At 39.0% G+C, this 14685-nt stretch carries 10 protein-coding genes; all 10 read right to left on the bottom strand.

All coding sequences use genetic code 11. The annotated features are described in order from the left end of the window. Positions 1-28: 28 nt before the first annotated feature. Positions 29-2881, bottom strand: coding sequence for an excinuclease ABC subunit UvrA (uvrA, locus tag J3U54_RS03845; RefSeq protein ID WP_103752120.1), 2853 nt, complete (start codon positions 2879-2881; stop codon positions 29-31). Then, a complete protein-coding gene (gene uvrB / locus J3U54_RS03840) occupies positions 2871-4913 on the bottom strand; it encodes an excinuclease ABC subunit UvrB (RefSeq protein WP_103752119.1) in 2043 nt (680 codons plus the stop codon). The genes uvrA and uvrB overlap by 11 nt, the downstream gene beginning before the upstream one ends. A gap of 98 nt (positions 4914-5011) precedes the next feature. Next, entirely contained in the window at positions 5012-6736 is a 1725-nt protein-coding gene (locus tag J3U54_RS03835; RefSeq protein WP_103752118.1) for a phospho-sugar mutase, read from the bottom strand. Positions 6737-6870: 134 nt separating this feature from the next. Continuing rightward, positions 6871-7797 (bottom strand): thioredoxin-disulfide reductase, encoded by a 927-nt coding sequence (gene trxB, locus J3U54_RS03830; RefSeq protein ID WP_103752117.1) that lies wholly within the window; start codon positions 7795-7797, stop codon positions 6871-6873. 54 nt (positions 7798-7851) lie between these two features. Further along, positions 7852-8871, bottom strand: coding sequence for an NAD(P)H-dependent glycerol-3-phosphate dehydrogenase (locus J3U54_RS03825; RefSeq protein WP_267385155.1), 1020 nt, complete (start codon positions 8869-8871; stop codon positions 7852-7854). 34 nt (positions 8872-8905) lie between these two features. Next, positions 8906-9742, bottom strand: coding sequence for a prolipoprotein diacylglyceryl transferase (lgt, locus tag J3U54_RS03820; protein WP_103752115.1), 837 nt, complete (start codon positions 9740-9742; stop codon positions 8906-8908). After that, positions 9739-10710 carry an HPr(Ser) kinase/phosphatase gene (gene hprK, locus J3U54_RS03815; protein ID WP_267385153.1) on the bottom strand — a complete coding sequence of 324 codons (972 nt, stop codon included), beginning with the start codon at positions 10708-10710 and terminating at the stop codon, positions 9739-9741. The genes lgt and hprK overlap by 4 nt, the downstream gene beginning before the upstream one ends. Positions 10711-10727: 17 nt before the next feature. Next, positions 10728-11006: a hypothetical protein gene (locus tag J3U54_RS03810; protein ID WP_103752113.1), complete on the bottom strand. Its 279-nt coding sequence runs from the start codon at positions 11004-11006 to the stop codon at positions 10728-10730. 8 nt (positions 11007-11014) lie between these two features. Then, positions 11015-12131 (bottom strand): peptide chain release factor 2 gene (gene prfB, locus J3U54_RS03805; RefSeq protein WP_164715365.1). Its coding sequence is split into 2 segments (ribosomal slippage): positions 11015-12058 and positions 12060-12131, totalling 1116 coding nucleotides; the frame shifts between segments, so codons are not numbered across the junction. Positions 12132-12213: 82 nt separating this feature from the next. Continuing rightward, positions 12214-14613 carry a preprotein translocase subunit SecA gene (secA, locus tag J3U54_RS03800; protein WP_220232923.1) on the bottom strand — a complete coding sequence of 800 codons (2400 nt, stop codon included), beginning with the start codon at positions 14611-14613 and terminating at the stop codon, positions 12214-12216. Positions 14614-14685: the final 72 nt, after the last annotated feature.

The raw sequence follows: 14685 nt of genomic DNA, 5'->3' as shown, positions 1-14685 counted from the left end.
TTTTACACTTTTTGAATAAGAATAAATACTATTTATTATCTTTTTTAACGGTCTGCTTAGTTAATGCCGTATCGCGTTTAAGCACGGGAGCAAGATATTGCCCAGTAAAGCTTTCCTTAACTTTTGCCAGTTGCTCTGGCGTACCTGTAGCAACTATATTGCCACCGCCTTCGCCACCTTCTGGGCCCAGATCTATTAACCAATCAGCATTCTTAATTACATCAAGATTATGTTCAATAATTAAAACGGTGTTACCTTGATCAACTAAGCGCTGCATGACATCAAGAAGACGCTTAATATCATCTGTATGTAATCCTGTTGTTGGTTCATCCAAAATATAGAAATTCTTACCTGTTGAAATCTTTTGTAGTTCAGCAGCTAATTTCATTCTTTGGGCTTCACCACCAGATAAAGTCGTAGCTGATTGCCCTAATTTGACGTAGCCTAAACCAACATCAACTATTGTCTGCAATTTCCGCGCAATTTTAGGAATATTTTTGAAAAAGTCACATGCTTCACTAATTGTCATATCGAGAACTTGTGCAATATTCTTTTTCCGGTAAGTTACCTCCAAAGTTTCGGAGTTATAGCGGTTGCCGTGGCAAACTTCACAAGGTACATAAACATCTGGTAAAAAGTTCATTTCGATCTTAATAATACCGTCACCACGACATGCTTCACAGCGACCGCCCTTAACATTGAAAGAAAATCTCGCTTTTGTATAACCACGAAGCTTAGATTCATTTGTTTGCGCAAATAAAGCTCTAATATCATCAAACACACTAGTATAAGTAGCTGGATTACTACGAGGTGTTCGTCCAATTGGACTTTGATCAATATCAATTATTTTTTCAATATTTTTGTAACCAGCAATGCTGCGATATTTTCCTGGCTTAGTTTGATTACGATTTAATTTTTGTGCTAGAGCACGTTTAAGAATCATATTGACTAAAGTTGATTTTCCAGAACCTGAAACACCAGTAACAACAATCAACTTACCTAAAGGAAAGTCTACCTTAAGATTTTTTAGATTATTTTCTGCTGCACCCGTAATGGTAATCTTTTTACCATTGCCCTTACGTCTTTTAAGGGGAACTGGCACAAACTTTTTACCTGCTAGGTATTGGCCAGTGAGCGATTTAGGATTCTTTTCAACTTCTTCTGGTGTACCGGCAGCCATTACTTCACCGCCATATGACCCTGCTCCTGGTCCCATATCAATTAAATAATCGGCTTGCCTCATTGTCTCATCATCATGTTCGACAACAATTAACGAATTACCAAGGTCACGCATTCTCTTTAGAGCAGCAATGAGACGATCATTATCGCGCTGATGCAGACCAATTGACGGTTCATCAAGCACGTACATAACACCTGATAAGTTCGATCCAATCTGCGTTGCCAAACGAATTCTTTGTGCTTCACCACCAGATAAAGTATTAGCTGATCTTGATAAAGTCAGGTAATCAAGGCCAACACTGTTCAAAAAGGATAACCGATCGCGAACCTCTTTTAGGATTGGTTTAGCAATAATGCTTTTTTGCTCATTAAGCTCAATATTGTTAAAAAAGTCTAGTGCTTTATTGATCGAAAGTTCCGACGCCTCAGCGATATCTTTACCCATTACCTTTACGGCTAAGGCCTTCTGGTTCAACCTTTTTCCGTGACAAGTTCCACAAGTCATTTCCGTCATGTATTTTCCCATAATGTCACGCATAAACTTAGACATCGGGTTGACATAACGACGTTCAACGTTTTCCATTACGCCTTCAAAAGGTGCTTTTGTATCTTTAACGCCAAATTCACCAGATAAATGAAAAGCAACTTCTTTTTTAGAACCATGCATCAGCATTTCTTTTTGCTTTTTAGTGAGTTTATTATATGGCTTATCCATTGGAATCTTTAAGCCTTGGCATGCCTGTTCAAGCATGCCCCCATAATATTTGGAGTTTTTCCACGGTATAATTGCTCCCTCAGCTAGCGTTTTACTTTTATCAGGAACAACTAGGTCTTCATCAACTGAACGCTTAACACCTAACCCATCACAGTCTGGGCAGGCACCAAATGGTGCGTTAAATGAGAATAACCGCGGTTCCATTTCGCCGACCGTAAAGCCACATTTCGGACAAGCATAATATTCAGAAAAGTTAAGCGTATCTCCTCCGATTATGTCAACGTTCATATAGCCTTCAGACAGGCGCAAAGTAGCCTCAACTGAATCAAAAAGGCGTGAGCGAATGCCCTCTTTTACAATTAACCGGTCAACCACAATATCAATTGAGTGACGCTTGTTCTTATTCAAGTCAAAGTCTTCACCAATTTCATGCATTTCACCGTCAATAATTACACGGACATAACCAGCTCGTTGTACACGTTTAAACACTTCTTTATGTGCTCCACGCTTAGATCTGATTACCGGTGCCAAAAGCTGAATTCGTGTCCGTTCTGGCAAAGCCATGATGCGATTTACCATCTGCTCAACTGATTGCCGTTCAATTACTGTCCCGTCATTTGGACAAATTGGTTGACCAACACGTGCCCATAACAGACGCAAGTAATCGTTAATTTCAGTTACGGTTCCAACCGTGGAACGCGGATTATGCGATGTCGTTTTTTGATCAATTGAAATAGCTGGATTCAAGCCATCAATTGAATCAACATCTGGTTTATCCATTTGCCCTAAAAATTGGCGAGCATAACTGGATAATGATTGAACATAACGGCGCCGACCTTCAGCGTAGAGGGTGTCAAAAGCAAGTGAACTCTTACCTGAACCCGACAAGCCAGTAATTACAACCATTTTATCCTTTGGAATTGATAGATTTATATCTTTTAAATTGTGCTCGCGCGCTCCGCGAATTACAATCTTATCATTTGCCATTTATTTTATTTCCCTTTTTAGTAACTGGTTTCCTAGTGGAACTTTCAAGTTCCATAATTGCATCCCTTAAAGTTGCTGCTCCCTCGAAGTCGAGTTTCTTCGCAGCTTCTTGCATCTGCTTGCGCAGATCCTTAATCATAGTCTTCTTTTGCTTAGCTGTTAGTTCATCAAAATTCAAGTCAGCAAAGCTGTCACTATCGCTAACTTCGTCAGCCACCTTAGTTGCAGAAATAACATCACGAATTGGCTTAACGATGGTCTTAGGTGTTATGCCGTGATCTTGGTTGAACTTAATTTGCAGCTTACGTCTTCTTTGCGTAGCATCAATGGCTTCGCGCATAGAATCAGTGATAGTATCAGCATACATTATTACTTCACCATCTGAATTTCGTGATGCACGTCCCATAGTCTGAACCAATGGCCGGTATGCCCGAAGAAAGCCTTCCTTATCCGCATCAAGAATTGCTACCAAAGATACCTCTGGCACATCAATTCCTTCACGAAGCAAGTTTATTCCGATTAATACATCATATTTACCTAACCGTAAATCACGCAATATTTGCATCCGCTCCAGCGTTTTAACATCCGAGTGCAGGTATTGAACTTTAATACCTAGATCCTTTAAGTAGTCTGTCAAATCTTCTGCCATTTTTTTAGTTAGAGTGGTTACAAAAACCCGTTCATTACGGTCAATTCGTTTGTTAATTTCACCTACAAGATCATCAATTTGACCTTCAACCGGTTTAACTTCAATTTTAGGATCAAGCAAGCCCGTTGGCCGGATAATTTGTTCGACCTTGTGATCAGTACGTTCTAGCTCATAATCACCGGGAGTAGCGGAAACATAGAGGATTTGATTAACGTGCTTTTCAAATTCATCAATTTTTAAGGGCCGGTTATCTAAAGCTGATGGTAAACGAAAACCATAATCAATCAAAGTCTTTTTCCGGTTACGGTCACCGTTATACATTGCCCGAATTTCAGGCATAGTGGCATGAGACTCGTCAATTAAAATTAGAAAATCATCAGGGAAGAAGTCAAGCAGAGTATAGGGCGGTTCGCCTTCTTTACGCCCTTCCATATGACGAGAATAGTTTTCAATACCGCTTGTGTAACCAACTTCTCCCATCATTTCCATATCAAAGGTAGTCCGCTGCTTAATTCGTTCAGCCTCTAAAAGCTTGCCTTTACCTTCAAAATCTTTTACTTGGAGTTTCATTTCTTTAGAGATTGCTTTGAGAGCTCGACGCATCTGTTCTTCGTTAGTCATAAAGTGCGTGGCCGGAAATAAGGAGATACTTTCGCGTTCACCAATTATTTCACCAGTTAAAGAATCAATTTCGACAATTCGATCAATTTCATCACCAAAAAATTCAATTCGGTAAGCATGATTAGAATTACCGGCCGGAAAGACTTCAACTACATCCCCACGCACACGAAAGCGACCACGCTGAAAGTCAATATCATTACGATCGTATTGAATGTTAACTAAATTACGCAGCAAAGTATTTCTGCCATAGTCATCACCCTCATGCACCGTAATCACACTGGCCGAATACTCTTTAGGATCACCCAACCCGTAAATACATGAAACTGAGGCAACTACAATAACATCGTTTCGTTCCATCAAATCACTAGTTGCTTGGTGGCGCAGTTGGTCAATTTCATCATTAATGGATGAATCCTTTTCAATATAAGTATCAGATTGCGGAACGTAAGCCTCTGGTTGGTAATAATCATAGTATGAAACAAAATAGTCGACGGCATTATGAGGAAAGAATTCCTTAAATTCGCCATACAACTGTCCCACTAAAGTCTTATTATGTGAAATAACCAAAGTAGGTTTATTTAAATTGGCAATTATATTCGCCATTGTAAACGTCTTACCGGTACCAGTAGCACCTTCAAGAATTTGTTCTTTATATCCCTTTTTAAAACCACTTGTCAGTTTATCAATCGCCTGCTCTTGATCACCAGCCGGCTTAAATTTGGAGACAAGTTCAAATTTACGGTTATCTTGTCGTTTAATCATAGAAAAGCTCCTCGTAAAAAAGTTGGACAAAATAGCCCAACTTTTATTTTGCGTATTCTATTTTACTACATCGAACGTACTTTCGCACGTCTTTTGTCTTATTTCAATAGCTGTGCTAATGCTGCTTGATAATTTTCTGCCGCTTCTTCTGCTAAAGCAATAGTTGGCTTGTTTACACCCACATATGCTTTAATAACCGGCTCTGTTCCTGAAGGACGTAAAGCCAGCCAAGTTTGATCTGACAAATAATATTTAAGAACATTTGATTTTGGCAGATCCGCTAACTCTTTTACCTGTCCAGCACTAAATTCCTTTTGTTCTAAAAAGTCCTGAATTTTTTCTACCTTAACTCCAGCTATTTCTGTCAGACGCTCTTGCCTTAATTTGGTCATTAATTGCGCCATTTTCTTTTGACCACCAATTCCTGGCATTTCAATTGCACGAGTGATTTCAAAAGAAGTTCCGTATTTTTGCCAGATTTCAGTTAAGCCATCCAAAACTGTCATCTTACGTGAAACATAATAAGATGCAACTTCAGCAAACATTATTGCACCCTGCATGGCATCCTTATCACGAGCAAATGGCTTAAATAAATAGCCGTAGCTTTCTTCAAAGCCCATTAAGAATCTACCATCATGTTCACGTTTCATGCGGTCTATTTCTTCGCCAATAAATTTAAATCCGGTTAAAACTTCCTTAGTTCGGATGCCAAAATCTTGCGCAATTTTGCCCGGCATACTACTTGAAACAATTGAAGTAACTAGTTCGTAGTCTGACGCTAATTGATTATTATCTTTCATATTTACTAAAAGGTAATAGATCATTAATGTTGCAATTTGATTCCCCGTCAAAACTTGGAAATCACCGTTTTTGGTTCTAACACATGCTCCCATTCGATCAGCATCAGGATCAGTTGCAATAATCAAATCGGCATTTTTTTCATTTGCTAACTTAATTCCGGGATCAAAAACATCTCGGTATTCGGGATTAGGCTTTTTGGTAGTTGGAAATTCCGGGTCAATAATTGATTGGCTTTCAACTGGAAAAACATTCGTAAAACCATTTTGCCGAAATGCTCGTTCATAAAGCATCTTACCGGTCCCATGTAAAGGGGTATAGATAATAGTTAATTTTTGCGCATTATCTTTAATTAACTTGCGGTTAACGTTGACTGTCTTTAATTCAGCCAAATAATCTTCATCAATATTTTCCCCAATTAGTTCTATCAAGCCCTTTGCGCGCAATACTTCCACTTGCTGTGCTTTAATTTGAAAAAGATCTTTTACACTTTGAGCATAATGGAAAACCCGATCAGCGTCTTCTGGACCCATTTGAGCACCATCTTCACCGTAAACCTTATAACCGTTATATTGCTTAGCGTTGTGCGAAGCGGTTATATTGATCCCGGCAAACGTGTTGAGGTGCCGGACAGCGTAAGACAGCTCGGGCGTGGGGCGTAAATCATCAAAAAGATAAACATGAATCCCATGAGTTCCTAAAATACGGGCAGCGTGCTCTGCAAATTCTCGCGAGTGATAGCGGGAATCAAATGAAATTACCACGCCTCTTTTTTGGGCTTGTACGCCATTTTCATCGATTAAGCGAGCAAGACCTTCCGTTACCCGCGCAACGGTAAAAATGTTAATCCGGTTAGTTCCCGGTTCAAGGCGGCCACGCATCCCTGCCGTTCCAAAATTAATATCTTGACCAAAAGCATCATCAATCCACTTTGAATCTTGGCCTAATTCTGCCAATTGTTCTTTTAAGTAGTCAGGCATATTAGTAGCCTCTTGCCAGCTTTGAAAAATTTTCTCAGCATTCATTTAAAATATAGACCTCTTTTTTAAGTTATCTGATTTAATAATTCGGTTTCATAATCTATATTCTAGCATTTATCAATTATGCTTTCTGCATAAAATAAAAAAGAATCCAACTAACTGAATTCTTCTTTTTAACATTAATCATTTAAACTCTGTAAATAGTTGTATGCTTCTTGACCAGCAATACTACCATCACCAACAGCATTAGCGATTTGGCGTAAGTCTTTTGCTCTAACGTCACCTAATGCAAAAATGCCGGCAACCTTGGTTCTCATATGTTCATCTGTTGGAATCCAACCATTTTCATCAGTTACACCCAAATTTTTAAATGGTGCTGTTTGCGGAATAACGCCAACGTAAATGAAAACGCCGTGAGTTGCTAGTTTCTTTTCTTCGCCTGAAACCTTATCACGATAAGTTACACCAGTTACGCGGTTGCCATCACCATCGATCGATTCCGTAATGCCATTCCAAATGAAATGAATTTTATCATTGGCAAAAGCGCGTTTTTGCAAAGTCGGTTGTGCGCGCAATTGATCTCTACGATGAATAACTGTAACAGATTTTGCGCTCTGGGCAAGGTAAATTCCCTCTTCAATCGCGGAATCACCACCACCAATAACTGCAATGTCCTCATTTTTGAAAAAGGCGGCATCACAAACGGCACAATAGGAAACGCCTTTACCAGAATATTCCTCTTCCCCGGGAACGTTTAGGTGACGATGATCAGCACCAGTGGCAATAATTAAAGCTTGCGTTGAATATTCAGCCGTATCTGTCTTAACAATCTTTTCATTGCCTTCAAGAGTAACAGATTGAACATCACCATATTCAAATTCGGCGCCAAATTTCATCGTCGAATTATACATTTTTTCGCCTAATTCAGGCCCCTTAACCTCGCTAAAACCAGGATAATTATCAATCGCATCAGTATTATTCATCTGACCACCATAAAGGCCGCGATCTAAAATTAAAACCGATAAATTAGCCCGTGAAGCGTATAACGCTGCCGTTAATCCGCCAGGACCTGCTCCAATAACAATTACATCATATTTCTTTGTCATATTTCCACCTTAAAAAACTTATTTTTCGTAAGTAAATCTTACAATGGAAATGGACTAAAGTCTAATTTCCTGTTTTGGACTTCTGCCCATCATTTGCTTAATTTCGTCATCAACGTTGGAATTTTCATATAAAACACGGTAAATAGCTTCACTAATTGGCATATCAATCTGTTTTTCTTCACAAAGTTCATGAACTGCCTTAACGGTCGTTGCACCTTCAACTACTTGTCCCATATTTTGCAAGACATAATCAAGTGACTTGCCCTCACCCAGTTGTTTACCGCAGCGCCAATTACGTGAATTAACAGATGTACAAGTAACAATTAAGTCGCCGATTCCGGATAACCCACTAAAAGTCATCGGATCAGCACCAAAATAATTAACTCCCAAACGGGTAATTTCTGCCAAGCCTCTAGTCATTAAAGCTGCTTTAGCATCGTCACCGTATTTTTTACCAACCAAAATTCCAGCAGCGATTGCGATAATGTTCTTAACGGCCCCAGCAACTTCAACACCAATCAAATCGCTATTAGTGTACAAACGGAAATAATCATTTGACAACATTTCTTGGACTTTTTCAGCATTTTTCTTACTTGTTGAAGCACATGAAATTGCCGTTAAGTCTTTTTGAGCTACGCTTTCAGCATGGCTTGGACCTGAAATAGCAACGATAAGGTCTTCATCTTCAGGATATATTTCTTCAGTTAGAATTTCCGAAATCAATTTTTTAGAGCCTGGTTCAATTCCTTTAGTAGCAGTAACAATAAGTGGCTTACGTCCACTTTTAGCTAAAATCTGACCTGCCTGTTTAGCTACGATTCGAACCGCTTGCGTTGGCAAAACGAAAAGAACCACTTCCGCATTTTCTAAGGCTTTATTCAAATCTTCTGTAGCAGTAACGGTTTCATTGACCTGCCAGTCTTTCATGTAGTGCTCGTTAGTATGATGCTCATTAATTTCTTGATTAACAGCTTCGTTGTTGCCATAAAGAATTACATCATTACCCTTGTCAGCTAACATTGAACCTAAAACCGTGCCCCATGAACCAGCACCTAAAACTGCAATTTTTGTCATTTTTCTTCCAGACTTTCTTTTAAATATATTTTTATTAATCTCTTGAATACGGAAATTTCAATCCACTACCATCAAGATACCACTTTGGCTTGACAACTTTGCGCCGATAAATAAAAAGTGCAACAATCACGATTAGCAAAATCAAACTAAGCAATTGTGAAACTCTAATTCCTGCCGTCAGGTAAAGGCTGTCTGTCCTTAACCCCTCAACAAAAAAGCGCACAACTGAGTACCAACCTAGGTAAAGCATAAAAACTTCACCCTGTTTGAACAAATGCTTTCTGTGTCGTAAAGCTAAAATCAAGATTAACCCAATTAAATTGAAAAACGATTCGTATAAAAAGGTAGGCTGATAATAAACTCCACCAATTTTCATTTGCTCAATAATAAAGCTAGGTAAGTGCAAACTTTGCAAGAAATGCAAGGTTGTTGGACCACCATGGGCCTCCTGATTAAAAAAGTTGCCCCAGCGACCTAAAATTTGGGCTGCCATCACGCCAGGGGTAATAACATCAAGCATTAAGAAAGGCGGCAACATTCTTTTATAGCAAAAAACCAGTAAAACTAACAAGCCCGCCAGCAAGCCGCCATAGATTGCAATACCACCATTCCAAATCGCAATAATTTGATCAGGGTGTTTAGCATAATAACCCCATTCAAAAATTACGTAATACAAACGGGCCCCAACATAGCCAAGTGGAACGGCCCATAAAAGCAGGTCTAAGAAATCGTCACTTTCAATCTGCCGTTTTTTTCCTTCTATCATGGCCATCGAAACAGCTAAAATTATCGCTGCTGCCATGATTACGCCGTACCATTTTACACTTAAACCGCCCAAGTTAAAGGCTATCGGGCTGATTGTTCCGATCATTTATCCGCATCCTTTGCTTTTTTGGTTGAATTATCTTTTGAATTCTGAGCAATTAAAGCAGTTAAATTATTGTCAAAAGTTGTTGTTGCATTGTAGCCAATCCGTTTAGCACGAAAGTTCATAGTAGCAATTTCAATTATGTCTTCCATATTCCGACCAACTTTAACTGGAATCGTAATTTGCGGTACCTCAACATTACAGATCTCGCGTTTGCTTTCCTCAAAGCCAAGACGATCATAATTGACCTTATTGTCCCAATTAACGAGCTTGATGACTAACTGGATAGTTTCACGATTTTTAACTGCGCCAACACCGAATAAATCCATGACATCAATAATTCCGATTCCCCGAATTTCCATTAAATGCTTTAAAATTTGGGGTGCTTCACCAACGACAGTTTCCACATCTTTTTGATAAACATCTACTCGGTCATCTGCAATTAGGCGATGCCCGCGGTGAATTAAACCTAAAGCCGTTTCAGACTTTCCAACGCCTGAATCGCCAGTGAGCAAAACGCCTAACCCCTTTACTTCAACCAAGACACCATGAATTGTGTCTCTAACTGCCAACCGCTCACGCAAATATTCAGTTAACACACTTGAAACATAAGTGGTTGATTCTGTTGAAGATAAAATGGGAATTCCCGCATTATCGGCTGCTTCAATTAATTCTTTCGGAATTGGAAGAGAACGTGAAATAAAGAAACACGGCGTCTCGGGAGTACATAGCCGCTTAAAGACATTAACTAAACTTTCATGATCAAGCCTTGCAGCATATGAAATTTCAGTTCGGCCCAAAAGTTGGATTCTTTCTTTAGGATAAAAATCAAAATATCCTGTCAGTTCCAGTCCTGGCCGATAAATATCAGAAACCATAATTGCACGGTCATCAATATATTGATTTCCTTTAACAACATACGCAATTTTATTATCGCGAATTAAATTCTTTAACTTAACTGCATTAGCCATTTTGCACTCCTCTTAGCTTATTTATCAACATCTTTAGTATGCGCATTGCGGACCTTTTTTCTTTTAGGCCGGCCATTTGGTTGCTGAGAATTGCCAGACCAATCATTCCAGTTATCAAAGTCGGGACCGTGAGGCTGGTCATCATCTTTTTTCGTAAAATGATTAATCAGCCAAAGTATCCCCGCAATAACTATAATTGCAGGCAAAAGGATAAATAAAAGATGAAAGAAAGCAAAAATCACGCATAGAATTATCACTGCCACTAAGACAATACCAACAATTCCCCAAAAACTCATTTTTTCACCTACTCTGGGTTATCTTGACTAAGCAACCATTGCAAGTATGCATAAACAAATGGTTGCAATTTCCCATCCATTACACCACTTGTATCCGAAGTTTCATAGCCTGTTCGTAAATCTTTAACCAAATTATAAGGATGAAAAACATAGGATCTAATTTGTGAACCCCAGCCTATCTCCTTTTGGTCACCCTTAAGTTCTTGCTTATGTTGCCGCTTTTTCTCCTCTTCTAAATGAAATAACTTTGCGCGAAGTTCATTCATTGCCGTCTCACGGTTTTGAATTTGTGAACGCTGTGCCTGCGAAGTCGTTACAAATCCGGTCGGCAGGTGTGTTATTCGAACCGCACTTGACGTTTTATTGATGTGCTGACCACCTGCACCGCTAGACCGATAAACATCTATCCGTAAATCTTTAGGATTAATATCAATTTTAATGCTATCGTCAATTTCCGGAATAACTTCGACAGATGCAAAAGACGTATGTCTTCTCTTAGCAGAATCAAACGGCGAAATACGAACTAGCCGATGAACCCCGTTTTCAGATTTAAGCAAGCCATAGGCATTCTTACCACTGACTCTGACACTAACACTTTTAAGACCGGCTTCTTCACCAGGCTCATAGTTATTAATTTCAAATTTAAATCCTCTGCTATCCGCATATCGTTGATACATTCGTAATAGCATTTGGCCCCAGTCCATTGCTTCTGTCCCACCAGCTCCTGGGTGAATTTCAAGCAGTGCATTATGACCATCATATTTTCCTGCCAAAAGAAGATCCATTTCATAATTATGAAAATCTTCTTGTAGGGATTCCAAGTCAGTTTCAACTTCTTTTTGCAATTCAGAATCAGGTTCTTCACGCAATAATTCCAAGGCAGTAATTTCATTTTGGTAGTTTTCCTGCAAGCTTAAAAATGAATCACGCTTTTCTTTTAATAAGTTAGTTGCGCTGATTAACTGCTGCGCCTTGTCCTGATTATCCCAAAATGAAGGTTCCTGCATCTTGCTTTCATTGACAGCAATTGTTTCGTCAATCGAATCTAAGTCAAAGAGACCCCCTAAAGTGGTCTAACCGCTTTTTTAATTCATCTAATTGATTTTGAATTTCACTAATTTCCATTTATTTTAAATCTCTCCTAAATCTCTCAATTAAGCAAAAGTAAAAAAAGAGAAAGCAGCTGCTTTCTCTTCAACCTTACCTGTTAACGACTAAGATTTTGTCTGATTTCAGCTTTCATGAATAACCGAGTCACATCAAACTCAATATTCGAGACCATTTCTTCAAACATATTGTAGCCAGAATCTTGATATTCAACCAAAGGATTAAGTTGACCATATCCACGTAAACTAATCGATTGCCGTAATTGATCCATCGCATCAATATGATCAGTCCAGTGTTCATCAACCACCCGAAGGATAACTACCTTTTCAAATTCCAACATTTGCGCTTGGTCTGCTAAAACGTCGGCCTTTTCCTGATAGTTAGCTTCAACTTCATTGTATAATTTTTCTTTTAATTCAGGGACAGTGATTGTCTTGAAGTCAATTTCTTCTGTTTGCTCTTCAGAAAGAATACTTGAGCTAATAAAGTCACGCAATGAATCTAAGCGCCACTTACTACGGTCACCTTGAGTAAACATGTCCACTTGACTATTAATTGTACGACGAATCATTGGAATCAGAACATCTTTAAGCGAGTTTTCCTCTTCGATAACTTGCATCCGTTCACCGTAAATAATTTCACGCTGAATACGCATAACATCATCATATTGTAAAGTTTGCTTACGCGTATCATAGTTGTTACCTTCAACACGTTTTTGAGCAGACTCAACCTGACGAGTAATTAAACGACTCTCGATCACTTTATCATCATCATTATCCGATAAGCGGTCCAAGAAATCTTTTACGCGCTCGCCACCAAAGCGTTTCATCAAATCATCTTCAAGTGACAGGTAAAATCTGGTTTCACCCGGATCACCTTGTCGACCGGACCGGCCACGCAGCTGATTATCAATTCTTCGCGATTCATGTCTTTCAGTACCAATTACTGCAAGTCCACCCAGTTCTTTTACTCCAGGCCCCAATTTAATATCAGTACCACGACCAGCCATGTTAGTTGCGATTGTGACCGCACCACGTTGTCCGGCATTCATAATAATTTGAGCTTCCTTAGCATGGTTTTTGGCATTAAGAACTGCATGTGGAATGCCTTCTTTATCCAAAAGATTACTTAGGCGTTCTGAACTTTCGACGGCAACAGTACCAACTAAAACAGGTTGGCCTTTTGCATGACGTTCTCTAATTTCATCTACAACTGCTGCAAATTTTGAAGATAAAGTTGGATATAAAATATCCGAACGGTCTTTTCTGATTACAGGACGGTTAGTTGGAATCGTAATTACCTGCATATTGTAGATTTCACGAAATTCTTCTTCTTCAGTCTTAGCGGTACCGGTCATTCCTGCAAGCTTTTTATACATTCTAAAGAGGTTCTGGTAAGTAATCGTCGCTTGTGTCTTTGATTCTTCCTGAATTTTCACATTTTCTTTAGCTTCAATTGCTTGGTGAAGTCCATCAGAATAGCGACGTCCCTTCATTACCCGTCCAGTAAATGAATCAACGATCAATACTTCACCATCTTGGACAACGTAATCAATATCCTTAAGCATGATGTAGTTAGCCCGCAAAGCCTGGTCAATATGGTGAACCAATTTTTGGTTTTCCACATCATAAAGGTTTCTTAAGCCAAAGTGATCACAAGCTTTTTGAATTCCCGTTCTGGTCAAAGAAATAGTTTTCGTCGGCCAATCAATCTTGTAATCGCCATGATCTTCTTCGTCTTCGACATCATCATCACTCTTATCTTCTTGGAGTGTCTTTACAAATCTGTCTGCTCTAATGTAATCGCCATTTGCTTGTTCAGCTTCACCAGAAATAATCAAAGGCGTTCTGGCCTCATCAATTAAAATCGAATCGACCTCATCGATAATAGCGTAATTAAGTTCACGCTGAACCATTTGCTCTTTATAAACGACCATGTTGTCACGCAAATAGTCAAAGCCTAATTCTGAGTTAGTTGAGTAAGTAATATCACATTCATAAGCTTCACGTTTTTCATCAGGTGACATAGCATTAAGGTTTAAGCCAGTAGTTAAACCAAGCCAGCGATATAACTGACCCATTTCTTCTTCATCACGGCTAGACAAGTATTCGTTGACAGTTACAACGTGAACACCCTTACCAGTTAACGCGTTTAAATAAACGGGCATTGTCGCGGTTAAAGTCTTACCTTCACCGGTCATCATTTCAGCGATATTACCATAATGCAAGGCAATCCCACCCAGAATTTGAACGTGGAATGGATACAGACCTAATACCCGTTTTGCACCTTCACGTGCAACGGCAAAAGCTTCAGGTATTAATGAATCTAATGATTCACCCTTTTCAAGGCGTTCACGAAATTCAGGTGTCTTTGCCTGCAAGTCTTCGTCAGAAAGTTCGGCATATTCGTCAGCATGACTTTCTACCTTATTAGCAATCTTTTCGAATTTTTTTAGTTCTCTTTTATCGTTATTGTATAGTTTCTTTAAAATGTTTACCATTTAATCGATCCTTATATGTACTTAAGTATAAAAACACATGATAATTTTACCATGATTGACCCTAAATTAAAA

This window comes from Lactobacillus sp. B4007, from assembly GCF_026535895.1.
Taxonomy (GTDB): Bacteria; Bacillota; Bacilli; order Lactobacillales; family Lactobacillaceae; genus Lactobacillus; species Lactobacillus panisapium.
The sequence above is the reverse complement of the archived record's forward strand: the minus strand, read 5'-3'. Positions and strand labels throughout refer to the sequence as shown.